The 23,092-nt window shown below is 65.8% G+C and carries 19 protein-coding genes; 10 read left to right on the plus strand and 9 right to left on the minus strand.

The genetic code is table 11. From position 1 onward, the window contains the following. Nucleotides 1–28 precede the first annotated feature (28 nt). Nucleotides 29–523 carry a hypothetical protein gene (locus ACT86A_RS13955; protein ID WP_445092518.1) on the minus strand — a complete coding sequence of 165 codons (495 nt, stop codon included), beginning with the start codon at nucleotides 521–523 and terminating at the stop codon, nucleotides 29–31. Between the two features lie 199 nt (nucleotides 524–722). Here ACT86A_RS13955 and ACT86A_RS13960 point away from each other — a divergent pair, with 199 nt between their 5' ends. Both ACT86A_RS13960 and ACT86A_RS13965 read left to right on the plus strand, forming a co-directional pair. Beyond that, the gene (locus ACT86A_RS13960; RefSeq protein ID WP_445092519.1) at nucleotides 723–905 is read left to right on the plus strand and encodes a DUF6374 family protein; all 183 of its coding nucleotides are present in this window, start codon (nucleotides 723–725) and stop codon (nucleotides 903–905) included. Nucleotides 906–1,239: 334 nt separating this feature from the next. Further along, complete coding sequence (locus ACT86A_RS13965; RefSeq protein ID WP_445092520.1) at nucleotides 1,240–2,055, plus strand: histone deacetylase; 816 nt, start codon at nucleotides 1,240–1,242, stop codon at nucleotides 2,053–2,055. 98 nt (nucleotides 2,056–2,153) lie between these two features. Here the strand turns inward: ACT86A_RS13965 and ACT86A_RS13970 are convergent, their stop codons facing one another. Continuing rightward, entirely contained in the window at nucleotides 2,154–2,489 is a 336-nt protein-coding gene (locus ACT86A_RS13970; protein ID WP_445092521.1) for a hypothetical protein, read from the minus strand. Between the two features lie 159 nt (nucleotides 2,490–2,648). Between ACT86A_RS13970 and ACT86A_RS13975 the strand changes: the two genes are divergently transcribed. Beyond that, nucleotides 2,649–3,758 (plus strand): glutamate--cysteine ligase 2, encoded by a 1,110-nt coding sequence (locus ACT86A_RS13975; RefSeq protein ID WP_445092583.1) that lies wholly within the window; start codon nucleotides 2,649–2,651, stop codon nucleotides 3,756–3,758. Nucleotides 3,759–3,834: 76 nt separating this feature from the next. Here ACT86A_RS13975 and ACT86A_RS13980 read toward each other — a convergent pair whose 3' ends face one another. Beyond that, a complete protein-coding gene (locus ACT86A_RS13980; RefSeq protein WP_445092522.1) occupies nucleotides 3,835–4,605 on the minus strand; it encodes an anti-sigma factor in 771 nt (256 codons plus the stop codon). 728 nt (nucleotides 4,606–5,333) lie between these two features. Between ACT86A_RS13980 and ACT86A_RS13985 the strand changes: the two genes are divergently transcribed. The 3 genes from ACT86A_RS13985 (at nucleotide 5,334) to ACT86A_RS13995 (ending at nucleotide 9,684) form a co-directional block, all read left to right on the plus strand. Beyond that, complete coding sequence (locus ACT86A_RS13985) at nucleotides 5,334–5,663, plus strand: plasmid stabilization protein (protein WP_445092523.1); 330 nt, start codon at nucleotides 5,334–5,336, stop codon at nucleotides 5,661–5,663. Between the two features lie 84 nt (nucleotides 5,664–5,747). Beyond that, the gene (locus ACT86A_RS13990) at nucleotides 5,748–6,137 is read left to right on the plus strand and encodes a hypothetical protein (RefSeq protein ID WP_445092524.1); all 390 of its coding nucleotides are present in this window, start codon (nucleotides 5,748–5,750) and stop codon (nucleotides 6,135–6,137) included. A gap of 190 nt (nucleotides 6,138–6,327) precedes the next feature. Continuing rightward, the gene (locus ACT86A_RS13995; RefSeq protein WP_445092525.1) at nucleotides 6,328–9,684 is read left to right on the plus strand and encodes a protein kinase domain-containing protein; all 3,357 of its coding nucleotides are present in this window, start codon (nucleotides 6,328–6,330) and stop codon (nucleotides 9,682–9,684) included. Nucleotides 9,685–9,913: 229 nt separating this feature from the next. Here the strand turns inward: ACT86A_RS13995 and ACT86A_RS14000 are convergent, their stop codons facing one another. Further along, on the minus strand, nucleotides 9,914–10,798 hold the full coding sequence (locus ACT86A_RS14000; RefSeq protein ID WP_445092526.1) for a fumarylacetoacetate hydrolase family protein: 885 nt from the start codon (nucleotides 10,796–10,798) through the stop codon (nucleotides 9,914–9,916). Between the two features lie 153 nt (nucleotides 10,799–10,951). Between ACT86A_RS14000 and ACT86A_RS14005 the strand changes: the two genes are divergently transcribed. The 4 genes from ACT86A_RS14005 (at nucleotide 10,952) to ACT86A_RS14020 (ending at nucleotide 16,996) form a co-directional block, all read left to right on the plus strand. Then, entirely contained in the window at nucleotides 10,952–11,611 is a 660-nt protein-coding gene (locus tag ACT86A_RS14005) for a FadR/GntR family transcriptional regulator (protein ID WP_445092527.1), read from the plus strand. Nucleotides 11,612–11,960: 349 nt separating this feature from the next. Then, nucleotides 11,961–13,121: a hypothetical protein gene (locus ACT86A_RS14010; RefSeq protein WP_445092528.1), complete on the plus strand. Its 1,161-nt coding sequence runs from the start codon at nucleotides 11,961–11,963 to the stop codon at nucleotides 13,119–13,121. A 635-nt stretch (nucleotides 13,122–13,756) separates the two neighbouring features. After that, nucleotides 13,757–15,073 (plus strand): carboxylesterase family protein, encoded by a 1,317-nt coding sequence (locus ACT86A_RS14015; protein ID WP_445092529.1) that lies wholly within the window; start codon nucleotides 13,757–13,759, stop codon nucleotides 15,071–15,073. Nucleotides 15,074–15,301: 228 nt separating this feature from the next. Then, nucleotides 15,302–16,996 carry a flavin reductase gene (locus tag ACT86A_RS14020; protein WP_445092530.1) on the plus strand — a complete coding sequence of 565 codons (1,695 nt, stop codon included), beginning with the start codon at nucleotides 15,302–15,304 and terminating at the stop codon, nucleotides 16,994–16,996. A 459-nt stretch (nucleotides 16,997–17,455) separates the two neighbouring features. Here the strand turns inward: ACT86A_RS14020 and folP are convergent, their stop codons facing one another. The 5 genes from folP to ACT86A_RS14045 form a co-directional block, all read right to left on the minus strand. Then, nucleotides 17,456–18,355: a dihydropteroate synthase gene (gene folP / locus ACT86A_RS14025; RefSeq protein ID WP_445092531.1), complete on the minus strand. Its 900-nt coding sequence runs from the start codon at nucleotides 18,353–18,355 to the stop codon at nucleotides 17,456–17,458. Between the two features lie 17 nt (nucleotides 18,356–18,372). Further along, nucleotides 18,373–19,701: an anthranilate synthase component I family protein gene (locus tag ACT86A_RS14030; RefSeq protein WP_445092532.1), complete on the minus strand. Its 1,329-nt coding sequence runs from the start codon at nucleotides 19,699–19,701 to the stop codon at nucleotides 18,373–18,375. 539 nt (nucleotides 19,702–20,240) lie between these two features. Then, on the minus strand, nucleotides 20,241–21,104 hold the full coding sequence (folD, locus tag ACT86A_RS14035) for a bifunctional methylenetetrahydrofolate dehydrogenase/methenyltetrahydrofolate cyclohydrolase FolD (protein ID WP_445092584.1): 864 nt from the start codon (nucleotides 21,102–21,104) through the stop codon (nucleotides 20,241–20,243). Next, the gene (purU, locus tag ACT86A_RS14040; RefSeq protein WP_445092533.1) at nucleotides 21,104–21,979 is read right to left on the minus strand and encodes a formyltetrahydrofolate deformylase; all 876 of its coding nucleotides are present in this window, start codon (nucleotides 21,977–21,979) and stop codon (nucleotides 21,104–21,106) included. Before purU ends, folD begins: the two co-directional genes overlap by 1 nt. Nucleotides 21,980–21,990: 11 nt before the next feature. Beyond that, on the minus strand, nucleotides 21,991–22,866 hold the full coding sequence (locus tag ACT86A_RS14045) for a methylenetetrahydrofolate reductase (RefSeq protein WP_445092534.1): 876 nt from the start codon (nucleotides 22,864–22,866) through the stop codon (nucleotides 21,991–21,993). Between the last annotated feature and the right edge of the window lie 226 nt (nucleotides 22,867–23,092).

Genomic DNA, 23,092 nt, shown 5'->3' on the forward strand with positions numbered 1-23,092 from the left:
CGGTAGCCAACGTGACCAGCGACAACCTTCATTCGGCGGCCCGGACCGCGGAATGGTCGGACAATGCCGGAGAGACACCGCGCCGCTTGGTGGCATAGGGCAGTACGAACATGTAGAGGCCGGAAATCAGGAGCAACGCGAGCGGCAGCAGCGGTAGGTAGGAAACCCAGACGACGGGCTCCGCTTGCGCCAAGGCCACGACAGTGGCGAGCATGGTCACGATCAGAACAATGGCTGACCAGCGATGCAGCTGCCGGGCCCGCGGTGCGGACAAGCGACTCCGAGCCACGACGGCCGGCCGGGATGAGGTACCCCCGGCTGGCCGGTCGCGCCGCGCGATGGCATACGGCACCACAAGTAAATAGACACCGGAGAACAGGAGCAATACGAGCGGGAGCAGCGGCAGGTAGGACACCCAAGCGGGACCGCGTAGCGCCACGGCGACAACGGTGATGATGACGGTCACTGTCAAGAGCATCCCCAGCCACCCGTGCAGTCGCCGTACCCGTTCGTTCCAGTTCATTGCATCCTCCTTCGACTACGACCAACCGACTACGAGCAACCCGCGCCCCGGCGAGTTGCCGTGCGGATCTCAGTGGCGAGAACGTTAGCTACGCCCCGGTGACCAGCGCTTCTCGATTCCTGATCGTTCTGGCCATCGGTTTGCGCCCGCACCGCGCCAGGTGGCGGGATTTGTCGGCAAACGCTGGTAAAACCTGAGCATGGCTGATCAGACCCGGTTTGCTCGGCTGGCGCTCGACCAAGTCGCGGCCGAGCTGGACCAGACCGCGTTTCGCGGGGGCTACCTCACCCCTGAGCGGCTGCGTTTTCTCGCGACCAAGGTCCGCGACGCGGGCCAGGTATACGAAAATGTCATGGAAGAAAACGTCATGGAATCGGAATAGCGGACCTCGCTGTCCGGTCCCGTCGGCCGTTCGCGAATTGCCGACCGAGACACCCAGCACGGTGACGAGGATGCGGCCGAAGAGCAGGGGGCGGTGTCCGCCCGCTGCGTGGTCGCGGCCGGGTCGGCGTGGACCCGATAGCGGTGATCAGTCAGGCGCTGACGCGGCCGAGAGCTGTTCCACCAGCGTGGGAGAGCGCCTGTGCGACGACGGGTCGCGTTCGGGGTGCAATCCGATGCACCCGGGAAATCGTCAGTTTGCGCACGATATCTGCGAGCGCTACCGGGCATACGGTTGCGATCGTCGGTGGGCACGGCACCGCGAAAAGTCGACAATGGGTGTCATGACGGCGTGGTACACCGATCTCACCGCCGGCGCTGTGACGCCTCGGGCGCATACTGGCGCCGACCGGCGCAGCCGGGCTCCAGAGCTGGTCTGGTATGCCGCCTACGGCTCGAACATGAGCCTGACCAGGCTGCGCACCTACCTGCGGGGTGGGCGACCCGATGGCGCAGCGTTGACCCTGCCCGGATGCCGCGACCACGCCGATCCGCTTCGCTCGGTCCCCCTGCTGCTGCCCGGCCTGCTGCACTTCGCCACCGAATCGCTGACCTGGACCGGCGGGCGCGCCTACTACGACCCGGATTGTCCAGGCAAGATCGCCGTGCACGCCCACCTGGTCACAACCACGCAGTTCTGCGACATCGTGGCCCAGGAGATGTACCGCGCTCCCGGTGCGCAACTCGACCTCACCGAGGTGATCGACCGGGGCACAACCACTCTCGGCCCCGGCCGATACGAGACGCTGGTCTGCGCAGGAACCTTCGACAGTAAGCCGGTGCTGAGTTTCACCGCACCCTGGCGATACCGCGATGTTCCCGGCAACCCGCCCGCCGCGGCGTACCTGCGGTACCTGGCGGCGGGGCTGCGCGCCGCGCACGGCTGGTCTATCCGGACGATCGCAGGCTATCTCGCCACCCGCCCGGGTGCCGAGCGCCGATGGACGCCGGATTCCGTCTACGCGCTGCTCCGCGCCGGCGATCGGGTAGCGGCCGGCGCCGGCCGCCGGACCTCGCTATCGGAACCACCGCCGATCGGAATCCGTCGCGAGGAATCGCTCTCCCCCGCGCGCCTACGTATCCGATTGTGACCTGGAACCCGCCGCGGTCGTCATTGCGAACGACAGGGCAGCGCGGCGGTGTCGAGTTCGAGGCGAACTCCGTCGGGCACGATGCGGGGCCGATGAGCTCAGTCCGCATCCTCGAGCGACGTGACCCCGGTGGTCACAGCCACCACCGGCCACTGCGGCCCGGCGCAGGCGGCGACGACGGTGCTGCCCTCGGCGAACCCGCCGCGACTCTCGCCGTTCCGGGCGATGTCCACCCGCATGCCGGCTTCCTCGCCCGATCCGACCAGTGCACAGGTCCAGATCTCGGACGCCGGTTGGCTGCCCACCGCGATGGTGCCGTCTTCCCGGGTATCCGCCGACAGCGTCGGTACCGCGGCGGCGAGCCCCGCACCTGTCCCGGCGACCGCGAGGGCGGGACCGGCTGTCACGACAAGACGTAGAACGGTCCGAAACATCCGATGCCTCCTATCGATACAACTCCCCGTCGTCGGCAGTTTCCGCCGCGACGCCGTTCAAACCCCGACTCGCCCCGACCAGCCGGTGTGCGCACGACCACAGGCAAGTTCGTCGGCGATCCGTCGACTAGCCATCCCGCCCCGGGGTATGTCACCCACATGGACTGTGGCCGCGCGACCGTCGGTGTGGAAGAGGAGTTCTTGCTGGTCGACCGGCATATCGGCGCGCCGCTGGCACGCAACGTAGAGGTGGCGCGTACCGCCGAGGACATCGGCATCAACCTGCAACTGGAACTGACTCGCTGCCAGGTGGAGGTCAGCACCACAGTGCACACCGATATCGCCGCACTGCACCGCCAGCTGCGCGAGCTGCGCAGCGGTATCTCCTCGTGCGCCGAGCAGAACGACGCGCGTTTGCTCGCGGTAGGCATCCCGCCGACCGTGCCGCACGAATTCCCGGTTACGGAGACACCGCGTTATCAGCGCATCGAAGAGAATTTCGGTCTGCTCGCGCATGAGCAGGGATTGTCGGGATGTCACGTGCACATCGGCATCCCCGACACCGAGACCGCGATCCAGGTGAGCAACTATCTGCGCCCGTGGCTACCGCAATTGCTGGCGATGACGGCGAACTCGGCGATCTACCGGGGCACCGAGACCGGATTCGCCAGTTGGCGCAGCATCCTGTGGCGACGCTGGCCCAGCGCCGGACCGCCGCCGTATTTCGAGTCCGCGCGCGAGTACGAGGCGATGGTCGCGATGATGCTCAACAGCGGCAGCATCCTGGACAAGCAGATGGTCTACTGGGACGTCCGCCCGTCCGTCTCGTTTCCCACCGTCGAGGTCCGCGTCAGCGATATCCCCGCCACCGTCGAGGAAACCGCGCTGCTGGCCGCGCTGGTACGCGCGATCGTCGTTACGGCGCGAAAGTCCTTGGCCGAGGGTCACGCCGCACCCGCGGTCCCCGCCGAGGTGTTGCGCGCCGCGTATTGGAAGGCGGCGCGTTCGGGACTGGCCGGGGACGGTGTCGACCCGCAGGACGGCCAGGTGGCCCCCGTCCCCACCCTGCTGCGCCGCCTGATCGACTACGTGACTCCCGCGCTCGACGAGGCGGGCGACGGCGAGTTCGTCGAGGGGGCGTTCGCCCGCCTGCTCGCCCGCGGCAACGGCGCGCTCCGGCAACTGCGGGCGCTGCGGACGCGCAATGAGATCGACGACGTCGTCGAGGAGGTGGCGCGCGCGACCCTCGAGGGTTGCGGCCGACCATGAGTTCCCGGTGCCGCATGGTCAGCTGCACGAGGGTGCCACGCACGGCTGGATCGGGGTCTCCGCTGGATCGGGGTCTTCAGCCGAGCAGGACCGTGGCTATGCACGGCGACGTGGGGTGCGGCGAACCCTTCGCGGGCTCGATCGTGACAACGAAGGCATCCGCCGCATCGAATCGGGTCGACACCCCGGCCGATGGCACCGTGGTCAGCAGTCCCGCCGAGCGCACAGCACCGACGGGGGACACCACCCAGAGCTGATAGGCCCGTCCCGGTGGCGGCGCGGGCACCGCGTCGAAGGTCACCACCGCCATGCGGAGACCGTCCGACGTGCTCACCGTGAGCGTGCCGCCGACTGCCAGCTTCACCACCTGGGACCGCGAATCCGCTTGCCCGAGTATCTGTTCGGCGGTTACCGGCGCGGCGTGAAGACCCGTGAACCGCTCGGCGATCACCACTGTGCCGACCCCGGACCCGACGATCAGCACGGCGGCGATCGCCAGCCGAACCACCCGCGGCAGGCGCCGGAACACCGACCGGGGCGACAGCCGGCCGGACATCGAACGGGCACCGTGCCGTCGCCCGGAGCGCCCGCCCGCACATGATTCGTCGATCGCCCGGAGGATCTTCGGCTCCAGCGCCGGCGGCGGATTCACCGCGTCGAGCGCGCTCATGGCCGCCAGGGTCTCCCGCACCCGGTGCACTGCGGCGGCGAAGTCCGCCGCAGTACCGGAATCGGTGTTCGCCACCCGGTTTTCGATGTGCCGGCGCTCGATCTCGGCCACCGCGTCCATCGCGTAGGGATAAGCCAGGTCGAGCAGGTCTGTGCGGGTCTGCTCGATATCGGTCATGACCCGCCACCTTCGTGCCCGGCGACGCGGCGTCGTGCCACCACAGGCAGCAGGCGCGTCCGCGCGTGGGGCGCCGGGACGTCGTAGCCGACGACCGCGCTGACACGGCGAACCGGATGCGGGGCAGGCATTCGATCCCGGACACGCACCCCCACGGGCGCCTGCCGAACGAGCGGCAGACGCGCCGGCGATTCGCACATTCGATGGCTGACCTTCGGCAAGGACCGAGGAGCGGCTCCATCGTCTCCCGCGGCGGCCGGATCGGCCGGCCGCGCCCGCGCGGCTACCTCGCGAACCCGATATATCGGTGGCGACGAACCGCGGGCGCGGGGTCTCCTGCCATGGCGTCGGCTGCCCTGCGTTATGCCAACCCGCATGCCTTGACTTCGCGGCGCGCCGCCTCGTGGATTGGATTCTCGGCTATTTTTGCCGCGAGGTATTCACCGCAATCTATGCGCCGCAATATATTCGCCGCGATTCGCGGTGGCTGCGGCGCCGATCATGGTCGTCGTCGCTGCCCGTGCGCCTCGACGTGAATGTGAGCGTCACGACCGCCCCAGCGGCCAGGTATGAAGCTGCGGCTATCGTGCGACCTCGTAATCCTCCGGCGGCGCATCCCGTGTCGGGGGACCTTCGGTCGCCCACCTCCCACAGCGCCGAAACGCGGGTGTACAGGCCGTCCGATTGGAATGACCGCGCGCGGGTAGGCGGCATGCAGGAGGTACGCCATGCCCGAAGAATGGACAGCAAAGGAAGAGCGACAGTACGAGCACGTCAAGGACTCGGCGAAGAGCCGCGGCGCGAGTATGGAGCGCGCGAAGGAAGTCGCCGCGCGCACGGTGAACAAGAACCGGGCGCAGGAGGGGAAGACCAAGACCGCGAGCCGGACCTCGATTCGCGACAAATCGCCGCAGCAGCGCGGCGGTCAGCGCTCGGGGCGCAGCGGGCCGAAAGGCCCCACCAGGGACCAGCTGTACAACGAGGCGAAGAAGCGCAATATCGAGGGCCGCTCGAAGATGACCAAGGGCCAGCTGGAGAAGGCGCTCGGCCGAGATTGAGCCCGCCTGTGCTCCGCCGACACCGACGGGAGGCGGTCGACGGAGTGGACAAGGATATGAGGTCATCGAGAACAGGAGATAACGATGAGCGACAGCAGGCCGCACGTCGGCGACGCCGCAGCGCTTCGACGCGCTCGCGACGAAATCGGCAGGGCGGTCGGCGAGCTGGGTCACAGGCGCGACGTCGCCGCACGGATCGTTGCCACACGGATCAAGGAGAAGGCGCACGACGACGTCGAGGCGACAAAGCACGCGGCGTCCGAAGCGGCGCACGCGGTCGCGGGCACAGCCGCGCAGGTCAGGACAAGCGCCGAGGATCTGGCGCACCGAGTTGCGACGGCGCCGCCCGTACCGGCAGTGTTCACGCGTGGCAAGCACGCCGCCGAGACGTTGCGCGCGCACCCGATCCCGGCCGCCCTCGCTGCGGTGACAGCCGCGGTGCTCGTGTGGCGGATCATGCGGAGGCGACGGTGAACATACTCGGCACACCGCACGGCCTGTGGATCAGCCCGCTCGGCGGCTGCGACCGGCGGCCCTGAGTGCGGCTGTGGTCAACAGCCCAAGATTGTCGTGGGTCGACCGGCGACAATCTTGGGTACATGATGGAGAAATGAGCAGTGGTAGTTTTCGGCCATGGCGTGGATGGGCTGAGTCGGTGTAACCGATGCCCGAGTTCGATCCATTCACGACGCAACGCGACGTGACCGCTTCGGTAGCCGCGGAACTGGCAACGGCCGGATTCGGCGACGCCGAAGAAATCGGCCGCGGCGGCTTCGGCGCCGTCTACCGCTGCACCCAAACCACCCTCGACCGCGTCGTCGCCGTCAAAATCCTCACCGCCGACCTCGACGACGACAACCGCGCACGATTCCTCCGCGAACAACGCGCCGCAGGCAGACTCACCGGACACCCCAACATCGTCAACGTCCTCGAAGCCGGCGTCACCGACAACGGCCGCCCCTTCATCGTCATGCCCTACTACCCCCACGGCTCCCTCGACGTACGCATCCGCAACCACGGCCCCCTCCCCCTCCAAGACGCACTACGCCTCGGCGTCAAAATCGCCGGCGCCCTCGAATCCGCACACCGCCTCGGCGTCCTGCACCGCGACATCAAACCGGCGAACATCCTGTTCAACGACTACGGCGAGCCCGCGTTGGCAGATTTCGGTATCGCCCATATCGCGGGCGGGTTCGTCACCGGCACCGGGATGTTGACCGGCACTCCCGCGTTCACCGCCCCGGAAATAGTGGCTGGTGAGCCGCCACGTGCTGCCACGGATGTCTACGGTTTGGGTGCGACGTTGTTCGCCGCGGTCACCGGGCACGCCGCGTTCGAACGCCGCAGCGGTGAACAACTGGTGGCCCAATTCCTCAGGATCACCGCCGAACCCGTACCCGACCCGCGTGAGCATGGCATCCCCGAGGATGTCAGCGCCATCATCGAATCCGCGATGGCCACTGATCCGGCTGATCGCCCCACCGCTGCTGCGCTGGGGCGGCAACTTCGGGCAGCGCAACTTCACCACGGTTACCCGCTCGATGAGATGGCCCTGCACACGGCTTCCGAAGCGGGGCCAGCAGGCACGTCGCAGGCACTGGCGCAACCTTCCTCGGCACAGCGCCCGTCACGCGCGAGCAGCCCGTCCGGGCGGCCGCCCGCGGATTCGGGCCGAACAGGTCGGCCTCCGCTGGAGCTGACCAGTTTCGTGGGCCGACGCGCGGAACTGACCGAAACGCGGAACTTGTTGTCGACGTCGCGATTGGTGACGTTGACCGGTATCGGCGGGGTCGGCAAAACCCGTTTGGCGATGCGGGTCGCCACCGGTGTGCAGAGCGATTTTCCCGACGGCGTGACTTTCGTGGAACTAGCAAACTTGCGCGACGAGTCACTGTTTACCGAAGTGGTGGCCCGCTCACTCGGAATACGGGACCACTCGCCGAGGCTGTTGCGGGATGCACTCGTCGAGTTCCTTGCCCCCAAGAAACTGTTACTCGTGCTGGACAATTGCGAGCAGATGGTCGCCACAGTGGCCGACCTCGCCGAATCGCTACTTCGCTCGTGCCCTGAGTTACGAATTCTCGCGACCAGCCGAGAACCGATCGGGATCAGTGGAGAAGCGGTACTGCCGATATACCCGCTCGCAATCCCCGATCCCGACCGGCTACCTCGAGGTGTGCCCCGCAACGACGCGATGAAACTGTTCGCCGAACGGGGCGCCGCCGCGGTCGCGGGCTTCGAGATCACCGAAGACAACAAGGTCACCATCGCCCGAATATGTCAGCGGCTCGACGGCCTGCCACTACCGATCGAGCTGGCTGCGGCCCGGTTGCGGGCGATGTCCCCGGAACAGATCCTGGACCGATTGACCGATCGGTTCGCACTACTGACCCGCGGCAGTAGAAGTGCTCCATCCCGGCAACAGACTTTGCGCGTGTGTATCGACTGGAGCTACGAACTGTGCACACCCCCCGAACAACGAGCGTGGGCCCAACTATCGGTATTCGCCGGTAGCTTCGATCTCGAAGCCGCGCAATACGTCTGCGGCGATGACTTCCCGGCAGACGACCTGCTGGACACCGTGACCTGTCTCGTCGAAAAATCGATCCTGACCCGGGAAGCGTCGAAGACCGCGGTCCGATTCAGAATGCTCGACACCGTTCGCGATTACGGCCTCGAGAAACTGCCGACTACCGACGAATATCTCGAACTTCGCCGCCGCCACCGCAGCTGGTACGAACGCCTGGCACTCGACGCAAAAGCCGACTGGATCAGCGCGCGGGAGCCCCCATGGCTGATCCGATTCGATCAGGAACTGCCGAATCTGCGCGAAGCACTCGAATTCTGTGTGTCCGACAGTCCCGATTCGGGAGTCATTATCGCCACCAATCTCTTTGCCTTCTGGCACTCGCACGGTTCGCTCGCCGAGGGCCGCCACTGGTTCGACCGATTCCTGGCCTGCCGAACGGAGCACGCCACCTCCGACTGGGCCGCGATGCTCGGCCTGGGTGTCTACATGGCTGGGATGCAAGGCGACGTCGAGGCGATGGCCGCTCCACTAGCTGAATGGCGCCAGCGCATCGATCACACCACCTGCACCTTGTCCCGGGCGCATCTCGACCTTGCCGACGGACTTCTCGCGCTGTTTCGTGGCAATCCTTCAGAAGCGCGCCCTTATCTCGAAAAAGCCCCCCCTGCGTACACCGAACAGGCGGAAATCATCTACTATTTTCTGGCCATGGGCGTCCTCGGGTTTACGTACGTGCTGCTCGACAACGCCGAGAAAGCAGCCGAATGCTATGAGCATGGGCTTGCGATTACCGAGACGCGGGGAGAATCGGGATTTCGGTCGTATTTTCTTTGGGTGCTGGCTATTTTGGCCTGGCGGCGCGGCGATCGCGCCCGGGCGAATCAACTTCTCCAGCAATCGCTGACAACGAGCCGCCTGATCTCGGATCGCATGAACGCCAGCATGAGCCTGCGATCACTGGCGTGGATCGCCGCCGAGGAACAGAACGCCGAGCGGGCAGTTGTGTTGACCGCCGCCGCGGAGCGGATCGGCCAGTCGGTGGGCATTCCGTCCGTGATGTTTCCGGACCTGCAGACCTACCAGGACGAGTACGAACACCGGACGCGACAGGCGTTGAGTGAGCGGAGCTTCGCCGCGGCTCAACGGGAGGGCGCCGCGCTCGGTTTCGACGACGCCGTCGCCTACGCCCTGGGCAAAAAGGTGAACTCCGAACCGACGTCCGCCACTAGCGGCAAGCTGACCGAACGCGAACATGAGGTCGCCGAACTGATCGCCGAAGGACTGACCAACAAGGAGATCGCCGCCCGCTTGGTGATCTCACCGCGCACCGCGCAAGGCCATGTCGAACACATCCTGACCAAGCTCGAATTCACCTCACGGACACAAATCGCGGCATGGATCGCCGAATCGCACGGCAATCTGCCCGGCACTCCGGCGCACGTCCCCAACTCCGCGTCCGTGTCGCCGGACCGCAGTCACCGCCCCCGATGAGCGGACACCACAGAGTAGGAGTGCGCAAGAAGGCTCCGCATCGGCAGAATTGCCGACGCGGAGCCTTCCGCTAGGCGAGCACCGACGGTGCGATACCAGCAAGGTGACTATCGCGTGCGCGCACCGAATTCCGGGCTCGATGGATTCGGTTCCGGCCGAGCGCCGGGCAATGGTCTGCTCAGGCGAGCGGTCTGCTCAGGCGAGCGGTCTGCTCAGGCGAGCGGTCCGCTCAGGCGATACGGTTGCGCAGCGAGCCCAGGCCTGAGATGGAGATCTCGACCACATCGCCGCTCTGCAAGAACTTCGCGGGCTCGAAACCGATCCCGACACCAGCCGGGGTACCGGTGGCAATGATGTCGCCCGGCAGCAGCGTGATCCCCGCCGAGATAGTCGAGATCAGGTCCGGGATATCGAAGATCAAATCCTTGACCACGGCCGACTGCCGAACCTCGCCGTTGACCGCAGTCTTCAGCTCGAGCGCGGCGACATCCGGAATCTCATCCGCGCTCACCGCGAACGGCCCCATCGGGCAGTGGGTGTCCAGAGACTTGCCGAGCAGCCACTGCTTGTGGTCGCGCTGCAGATCCCGAGCCGTGACGTCATTGATGATCGTGTATCCCCAGACGTGGTCATACGCGTCGGCATGGCTGATACCACGACCGCCGCGGCCGATGATGACCGCCAGTTCACCCTCGTAGTCCAGCTCCGAAGTCACCCCGGGGTGCGAGTTCACCTCGTCATAGGGCCCGGTCACCGACGTGGTGGCCTTGGAGAACATGATCGGCTTGTCCGGAAGGGCTTCCGAGCGGGACGGGGTGTCGTAGCCGCTGCGACCGAACTCGACAACATGCTCCCGGTAATTCTTGCCGACGCAGAAGATGTTCCGGCGCGGCGTGGGGATCGGCGCGAGCAAGCGCACCGAATCCAGGGGCACGCCGGGCAGTCCCGCAACTCGCTCGGCCAACGTCGGCGCGAGTTCGTTCCAGCCCTCGATGATCTCGAGCACCCCGGCCCCCGGCGGGAGCAGTTCACTCACATCACGAACGACCTGAGCGTCGACATCGACCACGCCAACGCGATTCCCCGCCGAGTTGGTGAATGTTACCAGCTTCATCTTGTGAACCACTCCATACCAATGGTGACCAATACGTGCGGTTCCGACCCTATCTCAGCTGATAATATGTGTCCAGCTGCGGAGATCATCCGCCGCAGCTGAGCCTAATTGGTTCACATTGGTCAACATGCGACGGGATAGAATGACCACGTGATGTCGGTAGAGCAATCCCTGCGAGTCCTGGTATCGGAGGCGGCCCGAGACGACACGCTCGGCCCCGGAGCCAAGCTGCCCACCGAACGGGAACTCGTCCAGCGACTCTCCGCGTCGCGTAGCGCGATCCGCCGCGCCCTGGAAGCGATCGAACGCGATGGCCTGGTAGTCCGGCATGTCGGCCGTGGCACGTTCCTGACCGACACCGCCGCCGATCGGTCGAATGGCGCACCCGGCGACACCAGCCCCGTCGAGATCATGCAGGTCCGGCAACTTCTGGAACCCCAAGTGGCCGCGCTGGCCGCGCGCGCCGCCACCCGAGCCGACTTCGACCGTATCAGCCGGGCACTCGAGTCCGGCGGGGCGGCTGGGGACTTCGACGGCTTCGAGCACTGGGACGCCGCGCTGCACCGCCACATCGCCGAAGCAGCTCACAACAGCTTGCTGATGAACATGGTCGAAGTCATGAATACCGCGCGTGCCCTCCCGGTCTGGGGAAGCCTCAAGCGTCGGACATCGACGCCCGAGTTGCGCCGGCATTACCACCGGGAACACACCGAGATCGTCGACGCGCTCCGCGATCGCGACCCCCTCGGAGCCAGCGAGAAGATGCGCGATCACCTGCTCCACGTCGCCGACAGCCTGCTCGGCCGCGGCTGATCGCAATCCTCGCCTCGGCCGACGACGCGCATCGGACAAGCCGCACCGGGACGAGCCCGTCGGTTGCCGCATCGCCCAACCCTGAAGAAGTCGCCCGTGTCACACCGTCAGCAGCGGTATGGCACTATTCACCCACGCCGATGGATGTGGATGCGGTGCACAAAATGCAGGTAATGGAGGTGCTGCGTTGCTGAACGACGGGAAAGCAGCCGCCAGCTGGTCGCCGCCTTACGAGGTCCGGGAATCCGCAGTCGTTCATTCGACCGTCGGCGTGCCTTCTGCGATCGGTCCGGGCAGGTCAGCCCCGGATCCGGGAAGGTGTTCGACACCAGTTTGAGGAGTGATACGGATGCAAGGCAGCACGGACCGGATTCGCACGACCCACGTAGGTAGTTTGCCGCGGTCGGACAAGCTCACACGACTGATGTACGACTGGCAGGAGGGCAAAGACGTTCATCAAGAGCTCGAGGCGACAATCAGTGCGGAGGCCACTGCCGTCGTCGGGAAGCAGAAGAGTCTCGGCGTCGACATCCCGGACGACGGCGAGGTCGGAAAGCCAGGGTTTTCGAACTATGTCCGAACCCGGCTCGACGGACTGGGAGGCGCGGCCGACGGCTGGAACTTCCATGACTTGATCGAGAATCCCGCGCTGCTGCAGGAGCTCTTCGGATCCGAAGGCGGGGCACACATCAATATGCCCGCCTGCGAGGGTCCGCTGCGCTATCGCGACCGAGAGATCAAGCGCGACATCGCCAACCTCCAGAAAGCGATGGCCGAGCATGACATCGAGGAGGCGTTCCTGCCGGTGGCGTCGCCCGGCATACTGGCCGGGCACGTCACCAACCGCCACTACCCTTCCTACGAGGACTATCTGCAGGCGCTGTCCGATGCCATGCGCGAGGAGTACACCGCAATCGCACAGGCCGGCTTGATCGTGCAGATCGATGCCCCGGACCTGCCGTGCGCGTCACCGCAGCACTCCACGATGGTGCCGACGGACATCCTCGAGAAGTACGGCCTGGCGGGAGTCATCCGGTTGCACATCGAGGCGATCGAGAACGCCACGCGTGACGTCCCCGCAGAGCAGCTGCGGCTGCATCTGTGCTGGGGCAATTACGAGGCATCCCACCACTACGACATGCCACTGCAGGACGTCATCGAGCCCGTTCTTCGGCACTGCCATGCGCAAGCCATCCTGTTCGAAGCGGCCAATCCGCGCCACGAACACGAATGGGAGGTCTTCGAGACCATCAAGGTGCCGGATGACAAGATCCTCATCCCGGGGCTGATCGACACGGTGACGAACATTGTCGAGCATCCGCGCGCTATCAGCCACCGCATCCAACGGTGGGCGCGCGTCATCGACAAGGAACGTCTTATTGTCGGTACCGACTGCGGTTTCGATACGTTCGTCGGCATCAACGAGGTCAATCCCGACATCGCCTGGGAAAAGCTGGCGAGCCTCAGCGAGGGCGCGGCGCTTGCCTCCGATGTGTTGTGGTCTCGTTGATCAGTCGGTAGACGCCGTACCCGGCATCCCCGGGACGGGACACCACCCGGCATTCTGCTGAAAGCCGCCTGAAACGAGGCCGTGCTGCGTGAATTCGCCGCAGCACGGCCTCGTGTGGGCATCACCCTTAGCGGGCCATACCACCACGACGGCGCGAGTGACGCTCGATCTCGCCATCGGACCGGGAGGTCCATACTCACTGGTAGATTGCCCATTTCGCGCAGCGCCGGCCCGGCTGCGACGCATCTGCGGCGCGCAGCCGCACCACGTCACATTCGGAGCGAATTTCTGCGAATATCGGCCGGCGAAAATTGCGTGACGCAATATCACCCTCGCCGCGAATTACCTATCCCATTCACGCCGGAAATTCGGCTACATCCATTTCCGCAGTTATCCTCGACCAGGATCGCGGATACGTCCGCACATTGCCGCTGCGCCAATACTTGCGTCGGCACATACCAGCTCCCGGCATGCTCGCACATTGGATAGTCCCCGCGTTTACGGGATAGCTCACCCGTAGGTCATTCCATACTGTAACAAGCATCACGTGAAAGCGGACTCCAGGATGCTCAGCACCCCCGGAGCTGGTGCGGTGGTCCCGTCACCGACCCCGACTCGTTGACAGGAAACGCCCGATGGAGGAGATGATGTTGGTCAAGACCACGACCGGATCTGTGGTTGGCGCTACTACCGATGGGGTGTCGGCGTTCCCCGGAGTCCGATACGGTCGGCTGGCCAACGGTCGTCGCTTCGACCCCGTCGCGCCCGCGAACGGCGCCGAATCGAAGCAGGACCTGCGTGACTTGTCCGCCGTCTTCCCGCAGCTGCCGAGCCGCCTGAGCGCCGCCATGGGCGGGGCCGTCGACGCCCACCCGCAGGAAGAGGACGCGTTCCTGCTCAACATCTGGACACCGGCGGGCGTGTCCGGGCTGCCGGTTCTGGTGTATGTGCACGGCGGCGCGTTCATTTCGGGTGGCGGCGGGGTTCGCTGGTACAACGGTCACGTACTGGCCCGCGACGGCGCCATGGTCGTTGTCACCGTGAACTTCCGGCTCGGCCCGCTGGCGCATCTCGCGCTCGGCACGGATGACGACCCCAACCGCGCCCTGGGCGACCTGCTGGAGGCACTGCGCTGGGTGCGCGAGAACATCGCGCTGTTCGGCGGAGATCCCGACAACATCACGCTCGCCGGCCAATCTTCCGGTGCATTCTTCACCAAGCTGCTGGGTGTACTGCCTGCCTCGCGGCAAATGCTGCGGCGGTTGTGCATCTTGAGTTGTCCGGGCATTCCGGCGGCGACGCCCGAGCAGACGGCGGAACTGAGCGCGCAGATCATCCGGCATCTCGACGGCGCCGATCCGCGCACCGCCCCAGTAGGCGAGCTGCTGCAGGGCCATCGGCTCGCGATGATGAACAACGGCCGGTTCGGCACGGTGGGGATGGGGTTGATGCCCACCTCGGGCTCCGTGGTCCCGGACTGGCTCGACGACCCTCGCGAAGTGGCTGCGGCGCTGCGCGTCACGGACCTGATGGTCAGCGTTACCCGGGACGAGACAACAGCATTCTTCTTCGCCGGACCGGAGCGGCATATCACCCGGGAACAACTCGTGCAGGTTCACGGTGCGGCGGCCGACGTAACCGGCGATCCCTACCGAGACCTGGTCGAGCTCACCACCGCGGTGCGCTTCGTGAACCCGGCGCGAGAACTCGCCGAGGCTGCCGCGGCGCGCGGTATCAATACCCAGCTGCGCGAGTTCACGGTGGCGAGCCCGCTCGATGGCTTGGGCAGCGGCCACGGCGTCGACATCCCCTTCCTCTTCGGCAATTGGGATGACTGGGCAGACGCTCCCATGATGCATGGGTTCGATCGCGACCAGTTCGTGAAAGAAAGCGAACAGCTGCGTAGCGCCGTCGCCGATCTCGTACACGGGCGTATGAAGGCCTCCACCTAATGCGTCCCCGCGATGCGTACGGATTCGATCAGAGATGGAGAACCGCATGAGAGGAATCCAGCCCTCGTCCTCCGGAAGTGTTGACGGGCCGCCCAGCCGTGTGCGTCGGTCCACCGCCCCCTTCGAGAACCGAAGGGACTTCTTCAACTGGTTCGAGGAAATCGACTCTCCCGTCGGTCTCCTGGCCGGGCAAAGCAATCACCTTACAGAACGAACATGGAGTAGCTGATGGTTCGAGTAGCCATTATCGGTGCGGGGCAGTCCGGCGGCCAGTTGGCGCTCGGCCTGCTCCAGCAAGGCCACGAAGTTACATTGGTCAGCGACCGGACGCCGGAGGAGATCCGCACCGGCAACGTAATGTCGAGTCAGTGCATGTTCGATTCCGCGTTGATCACCGAACGGGACCTCGGCATCGATCTGTGGTCTGCCGAATGCCCGGAGATCAACTCGATCGCGCTGACCATGGCGGGCGATTCGCCGTACACCTGGTCAGCTCCACTCGCCGCGCCCGCGCGATCGGTTGATCAGCGAATCAAATGCGCGGCCTGGGTCGAACAGGTCGAGGCCGAGGGCGGCAAGGTGGTGACGGAGGCTCTCGACGTCGCCACCCTCGAGGAGTATGCGCGCACCCACGACCTGGTCGTGGTTGCCACCGGCAAGGGTGACCTCGGCCGACTGTTCCCACCGGATCCGAGTCGGTCGCCGTTCGACCGACCTCAGCGGGTTCTCGCGCTGGCCTACGTCACCGGCATGCAGCCGCGCCCCGATGGCTCGGCGGTGAGTATGACGTTCATCCCCGGCGTCGGCGAGTATTTCACCTTGCCCGCCCTGACCACATCCGGTCCCTGCGACATCATGGTGTTCGAGGGGATCCCCGGTGGGCCACTGGACTGCTGGGACGATGTCAGCGAGCCCGAGCAGTACCTGGAACGCGCGCTGGAGATGTTGGCGAAATTCGTGCCGTCGGAGTTCGAGCGGTGCGGGAACGTCGCACTGACCGACGCCGGTGGCGTGCTGCGTGGCCGGCTCACACCACAGGTTCGCGTACCGGTGGCCACGCTACCGTCCGGTCGGCCGGTCCTCGGCATGGGTGATGCTGTCGTGCTCAACGACCCGATCACCGGACAGGGCGCCAACCTCGCGGCCCATGCCGCCAGCTACTACCTCGACAACATCGTGCGCAACCAGTCCGGCTACTTCGATGCCGCCTGGATGCGTCAGACGTTCGAGAAGTTCTGGCGGGGCTGGGCACAATGGACAGTCGAGTGGACCAATTCGATGCTCACCGCCCCGCCTCAGCACCGGGTCGAGCTGCTGGCCGAAGCGGTAGACAATCCGGGGATCGCCGCGGCGATCGCCAATGGGTTCGATGATCCACGGCAGTTCTTCCAGTGGTGGTTCGATGCCGATGCCGCGGCGCGACTGCGCGCGGAAAAGCAGGCGGCACAGGACGGCCGGTTCGATGGTCGTGAATTGCGCCGCGCGCTCGGCCAGTTCGCCACCGGGGTCACCGTTGTCACCGCGCGCGCTGCCAACGGCCACAAGGTCGGCATGACGGCGAACTCGTTCACTTCGGTGTCGATGGATCCGCCGCTTGTGCTGTGGTGCCCGGGCAAGAATGCCCCGAGTCTGCCGGCCTTCACCGAAGCGACACACTTCGCCATCAGCGTGCTGGCGGCGGACCAAGAGCATCTTGCCCGCCAGTTCTCCACTCCGGCGGCAGACAAGTTCGCCGAAGTAGACCTGGTCGAAGGCACCGGCGGAACGCCGGTCCTACCTGGCGCCGTCGCCCAATTCGAGTGCCGGACCGTGCAATGCCTCGACGCCGGAGACCACGTGATCTTCATCGGCGAGGTGGAGAGTTTCCGGGCCAACAGCGGCGATCCGCTGATCTTCCACAGCGGCCAACTGCGCACGCTGTAGCACCTGACACAGATATCGAACCGGGTCGGTCCACCGAACCATCCGCCGCAACCGCAACGTTGTGCCGGATGGATCGGTGGACCGCTGTCATTACTCGTGGTCTCGCTGAATCGAGCCGGCGAGCACATCACGATCCGCGCTGGTTGTGGACAATGCGTATTTCCGCTACTTGACCAGTCGCCGGCTGGACCGCGGGGCCGGATCTGTCATCGGCACCGAAAATCGTGCGCGCAGCGCCGCCTCCGGCTACAGGTAACACACCACTGCGGTGCGCTCCTCACGATCTCGCGCCGAAGCCGTGCCTGAGCCCAGCGGGCTCGAACATCGACTGTGCGCCTTCAACCTCGCCGACAGCCCCTTACAGGGGTGAAAACCACTGCGGCGAACTTCGAAACTGCCCTGGGTCGCGCGATACACGCGCACCGTGTCGGCGAGGATCCGACACGGTATCGCGATGCGTCAGTGCGCCCTCGCCGTTGCCGGCGCCGCGAAGGCGCTTGTAGCCCAGGAAAGGGCGGTCTCCCGGTCTCGATCGAGGCAGCCGTGCCGGTCGAGCCGGGCGACGAGCTCGAGTGCAGCCCGGCTTCCCGCGACGTCGTGCACCCGGATGGCGTTGACGCCGGATCGAATCAGCAGCGCGGTGAAGACACTGGTGGGCAAGTCACGCTCGACGACCGCAGCCCCCGCGGGCAGCACCTCGGCGAGGAACCGCTTGCGTGATACGCCGACCATGATCGGATAGCCGAACTCCGCGAGAATCGGCAGCCTGGCCAGCACATCCCAGTTGTCGTCGGCGTTCTTCGCGAAACCGATCCCCGGATCCAGCACGACGCGATCGGAGGCGATGCCGACGGCATGCGCGGCGAGAGCCCGCTCGTACAGCTCTGCGGCAACCTCCTGCGCGGGGTCGCCATAGCAGGCGAATTCCTGCATCGTGGCGGCCGTCCCGCGCAGGTGGCCGAGGACGATTTGGCAGTCCAGACCCGCCACCGCTGCCAGCAGGTCCGGGTCGACAAGGCCGCCGGACACATCATTGACAATGGCGGCGCCGGCCTCGACAGCCCGCACCGCAGTCTCGGCGTGCATCGTGTCCACCGAGACGGTCATACCATCCGCCGCGAGCGCCTCGATGGCACCCAGGATGCGGTCCTGTTCGACCCGCGGGTCAACCGGGACAGCGCCGGGGCGCGTCGACTCCCCGCCGACGTCGATGATGTCCGCACCCGCCGCACGCAGCTCGCGGGCGTGGCGCAACGCGTGCGCGAGGGTCGGAAAGCGCCCGCCGTCACTGAAGGAGTCCGGGGTGAGGTTGAGCACGCCGACGAGTCGGACGCCGGTGCGTGTGATCGCAGTGGTCATGGGCGGAGTCGGTCCAATCAGGCGACGGGCGCCGAGTCTGTGGCGCCGATAGCGGTCAATAGGGCATGCGCCTTCAGCCGGGTCTCGTCGAGTTCCTCAGCCGGGTTCGACAGCGCGGTGATTCCCCCGCCGGTCCCGATCTGCGCGACGCCCCCGGAGTAGACGATGGTGCGGATTGTCATCGAGAGGTCGGCAGTGCCGTCCGCGCCGAGGTAGCCGAAAACCCCGGCATAGGGCCCGCGCGCGCCCGACTCCAGGCTGTCGAGCAGCTGCATGGCGCGATGCTTCGGCGCGCCTGTCATCGAACCGGCCGGAAAGGTCGCCGCCAGCAAATCCGGCAGGTCCACTTCGTCGCGCAGGCGACCTTCCACGGTACTGACCAGCTGATGCACATGGGGGTAGCTCTCCACCTCGAGCAGGCGCGCTACCCGCACCGATCCGAGTTCGCACACCCGGGCCAGATCGTTGCGCATCAGGTCCACGATCATGACGTTCTCGGCGCGCTCTTTCTCGTTGGATCGCAGCTCGGTGCGCAGCGCGTGGTCCTCTGCGGGGTCGACGCCTCGGGGCCGAGTCCCCTTGATCGGGCTCGTTCTGACCACGCGGTCGGCACCTACACGCAGGAACTGCTCGGGTGAGGTGCTCAGCAGGCTGGTGCCGCCGATCCGGATCAGACCACCGCGCGCAGTCCCGCTGGTCCGGCGCAATGCGAGATAGGTGGCGACCGGGTCGAGGTCGACGCGCACCGACACCTGTGTGGTGAGACATAGTTGGTAGGCGTCGCCCGCCGCGATAGCCGCCTGACACAGCCGGATCATGTCGAGGTAGGCCTCGGGCGTGTCCCGCCAATGCGCGGTCACCGGGACATCTGAAGGTGTCCCGAGCGAGAGCGGCGTCGGAATCGGCGCGGTCGCCAGCGCCGCGCTCAACTGCTCGACGCGGGCACGCACCCCCGCGGCAGAGCGTCGCCCCGACGGCATGAGCACACGCGCTGTGCCGTCCGGGTCGATCGCCAAAGTCTCGCAGACGCGCAGCATCCGGGCGGGCATACCCGGATGCTGCGCAACGGGCACGCCGCTCGTCTCGCGCCCCACCTCATAGCCCAGCCAGCCCACAAGGCCAAGGCCGAGCTCGTGTGGCGCGGCCCGCTCGCGCATACGCTGCAGTGCGACCCGCAGCGCCGGCAGAACCGGATGCCCGAGCTGAATCGGGACGCCGGTACCAAGGTAGCTGGTCCGGGTGCCGTTTCCATCCAGCCAGAAACTGTTCGCGCCGGCGGCGTACAGGGCCTGGTACGCCGCCGCGGGGTCGACGCCCGTCGCGACGATGGCCTCATCTACAGGCATCCGTCACCGTCCATCAATGTGAGTCGCACGCGCGCACGAGTGCGCATCGGATCCGGCGTACCGCCGTCGCCGATCTTTTACCGAATGGCAAGGGATCACTGTCAACGCCATCTATCCGCGACGATTCGCGGTCATCGGCTGGATCCCGCTGGACGGAATCGAACCGGTTATGCGTGTCCCGACGACGACGTGACGAAGGGAACGTTACAAAGCCGCCGAACACCGCCGCTATCCCACCGCCGCGACAGTTATCCGCAATCCGAAGCACACCACAGGACTGCGCCGTCGGTCGCTATCATGACGTGCGTAGCGAAAGCCCGAACTCATCGGTCGCGACAAATTCCATCCGGGATATCGAGGTAATGCACCCGACCCACACCCTGATACCGAGCCGTCGTTTCGGGGTCGAGCGGAATCGGCGGTCCCGGCTCGTCCCCACGACGAGCCGCCGATAAGCGGACCTGCCCAGCACATCCTCGGTGACAGTGACGTCCCCGACGTGTGCTGGGCAGGTTCCGCGAAGAAACCGTTGGCGAGTGTCAGCTCGCCGATCCGGCAGCGGCGACTTCGGCCGCGGCGATCGTGTTGGACAGCAAGGCGGCGATCGTCATCGGGCCGACGCCGCCGGGCACGGGGGTGATCCACCCGGCCACTTCGGCGACTTCACCGAATCGCACATCTCCGGTGAGTCCCTTGTCGGTTCGGTGGATACCGACATCGATGACTGCGGCCCCGCGCTTGACATGCTCGGCACCGATGAACTCGGGAACCCCGGCAGCTGCTATCAGGATGTCCGCCTGTGCGGTCAATGCGGCAAGGTCGCGGGTCCGTGAGTGCGCGATAGCGATCGTCGCGTTCCGCTGTAGCAACAGCTCGGCGACCGGATGACCGACCAGCTCGGAACGTCCCACCACGACGGCGAAACTGCCTTCGATCGATACTCCGCTGAAATCGAGTAACTCGATGATTCCCGAAGGTGTGCAGGGCCGCAGTCCCTGCACACCACGCGCGAGCCGACCCTGATTGAGCGTGGTCAGCCCATCGACATCCTTCCCCGGCGCGATCCGCTCGATCAGCCTGGTCCGATCGAGGCCACCGGGAACGGGCAGCTGCAACAGGATACCGGCGACTCTCGGTTCCGCGTTGAGACGATCGATGAGCGCCTCGACCTCGTCCTGGGTCGCTGTCGCGGGGAGGTGCTCATGGAAGTCCGCCAACCCCGCCGCCGCGGCGGCCTTGCGCTTATTGCGCACATAGACTTCGCTGGCGGGGTCTTCGCCGATGAGAATCGTTGCCAGTCCGGGTGCGAACCCATACGCGGCGACGAACTCCGCGACGCGTTTCGCCGTCTGGGCTTGACTCGCTTGCGCGACGGCCTTCCCGTCGATGACATTTGCCGTCATCACGCGAACACAATCGTCGAATTGCCGTCGCGGATGACCCGATCCTCACTGTGCCACGCAACAGCACGGGAGAGTACTGCACGTTCCACGTCGGCACCGCGGCGCTGCAGGTCGGCGACGGTGTCGCCGTGGGTCACGCGGACCACATCCTGCTCGATGATCGGACCTTCGTCGAGGTCCTTCGTGACGTAGTGCGCCGTAGCACCAACCAGCTTCACGCCACGCTCTTTCGCCTTGCGGTACGGACCCGCACCGATGAAGGCCGGCAGGAACGAGTGGTGGATGTTGATAACGGGCACCCCGAGCGCCTGGATGAAGTCGTCGGAGAGGATCTGCATGTAGCGCGCCAGCACCACGAAGTCGACGTTGCCGCTCAGCAACGCCAGGATTTTCGCCTCCGCCTCCGACTTATCGGGTCCCTGAGACGGCACGTGGAAGAACGGAACCCCGAACGAGCGGACGTCCTCGGCGCTGTTGGTGTGGTTGGACACCACCATCGGAATGGTCACCTGCAGCTCACCTCGACGCTGCCGCCACAGCAGATCGAGCAGACAATGATCCGAGGTCGACGACAGAATCGCCATGCGCTTCGGCACCGATTGGTCGGTCAGGGTCCAGGTCGCGCCGAACGGCGACAACGTCTGGTCCAGCTCGGCCTCGATCTCCGGGCGCGCGGCTGCGAAATCCGGGCGGTGGAACACCACCCGTTGAAAGAATGTTCCGCCCACCGTGTTGTCCGCGTACTGATCCAACGAGATGATATTGCCGTTGACGCGGGTGACCAGGGCCGAGATGGCAGCGATGATGCCGGGCTGGTCAGGCCCGTGGACGATCAGGCAGGCGTGATCGAGCAGCGCGGAATTCTGGATTGTCATGGATCCAGCCTTCACGCTTCCACTCGAGCGAGGTACTTCTGCACCCATTCGGCCGTGGCGCGCATCCCGCCGAAGGTGTAGAAGTGCAACTGGACCGTGCCAGCGTCTTCCGTCTCGGTCACGAGTTCGGCGAGATCGGTGATGAAGCGGTCCGGACCAGCGGTTCCCATCAGGTTGGTCAACGAGAATCCGTACTTCTTCACGATCATCGCGTTCGCGCCGATGCCGAACCGCCGCGCGAATCCCAGCAGCCGCTTGACGCCCGCGGGGCCCGGAGTGCCGACCCGGATCGGGGCGTCGATCCCCAGCTCGCGCACCGCACTGATCCAGCTGATGACGGGAGCCGTATCGAAGGCGAATTGGGTGAGGATCACCGCATCGAGATCCTGTTCCCGCAGCGAAGCGCACTTCTTGCCGAGGTGATCCCACAGGGCGTCTTTCGAGATGTCCGGGTGCCCCTCGGGGTAGCCGGCGATGCTCACCTCTTTCACGCCGTACTGCTGCAGTACACCGGACTGGATGACGGCATAGGCGCTGTCGTACGGCCCCTCGGGCGTAGTCGGATCACCGCCGACGACGAACACTTTTTCGCTGGCGCCGACCTGCTGCAGGCGGTCGAGGAACTCCTCGAGCTGAGACTGTGACTTCAAACGGCGCGCGGAGATGTGCGGAACAGGCACAAACCCCGCGTCATTGACGGCCTTGGCGGCTGTCACACGCATGTCGAGATCCTCATTGCCGAGGAACGTAACGTTGACACGCGTGCCGGCCGGGATCGCCTCTCTCGCCTCGAGCAGTCCGGGCACGTCCTTGCCCGTCATCTCAACCGAGTAGCCGTCTACCAGTCGGTACACATCCGGCAGCGCCGGAGTTGCAAACTTATCCATTGAAGTCACTTTCATTCACTGAAGGGCTGGCCCATGAGCAGAACTCGGCGTACAGCACACCGGCCGCATGCGTATCGACGATGCGGCTGAAGCGGGCAAGCACTTGTGCGGATCCCGCATGGACTCGAGCGGTGGCGGCGATGCGGGCTCGACAGTCGAACCCGCCGGTTTTCGACTACCGTGCCTCGATAACCACTGCTCCGTCTTCGTAGGTGTGGGCCATCGA

Source organism: Nocardia glycosmidis, assembly GCF_052545115.1.